At 64.3% G+C, this 802-nt stretch carries 1 pseudogene; it reads left to right on the top strand.

From position 1 onward, the window contains the following. Positions 1–55: 55 nt before the first annotated feature. Positions 56–802, top strand: a pseudogene (locus ACFX59_RS18265) (DDE-type integrase/transposase/recombinase); the annotation flags it as partial.

Raw genomic sequence — 802 nt, forward strand, 5'->3', positions numbered from 1 at the left:
GTTTGATCCCGCAATGTGGTGGTACGTTTGACCATCATGCATGGCGGGAGGAGCAATGGCGCAGGTTCTACACGGAGCGCCCGCACGACGGAGGCAGTCCGTCGAGCGATACAGCGGAGTGAAGAGAGCGTAAGGGCGCTGGCGCGACGACACGGGATTAGCCCGACCACCGTGCAGAAGTGGCGCAAGAGAGCGAGCGTCAGCGATGCCCCGATGGGGCCGAAGGCCATTCATTCCACCGTCCTCACGATCGAGGAGGAAGCGATGATCGTGGCGTTCCGGCGCCACACACTGCGGCCGTTAGCCTGCCCCCGCGTAGGCGGGGGACTGTCTCTACGGCCTCCAGCCGACGATCCCCCACCTGACCCGCTCCGCTCTACACCGTTGCCTGCAGCGGCATGGGATCAGCCGGTTGCCCGAGGTGGATGGCGACCAACCAGCCAGACAGAAGTTCAAGGCCTACCCGATCGGCTACTTCCACATCGACATCGCAGAGGTCCGCACCGGGGAAGGCAAGCTCTACCTGTTCGTCGCGATCGACCGGACTTCGAAGCTCGCTTTTGCCAGGCTCAAGGACAAGGCCAACGTTGCCGGGGCCGTCGCCTTCCTCGACGAGCTGGTCGAGGCGGTGCCCTATGACATCCACACCGTGCTGACCGACAACGGCATCCAGTTCGCAGACCTGCCGAAGAACCGTGACGGACCCACGGCACGCCTGCGCGGCCATCCCTTCGATCGCGCCTGCTGGCGGCATGAGATCGAGCATCGGCTCACCAAGCCAAACCATCCCTGGACCAACGGC

It is taken from the genome of Sphingomonas sp. NCPPB 2930 (assembly GCF_042867205.1).
GTDB lineage: Bacteria > Pseudomonadota > Alphaproteobacteria > Sphingomonadales > Sphingomonadaceae > Sphingomonas.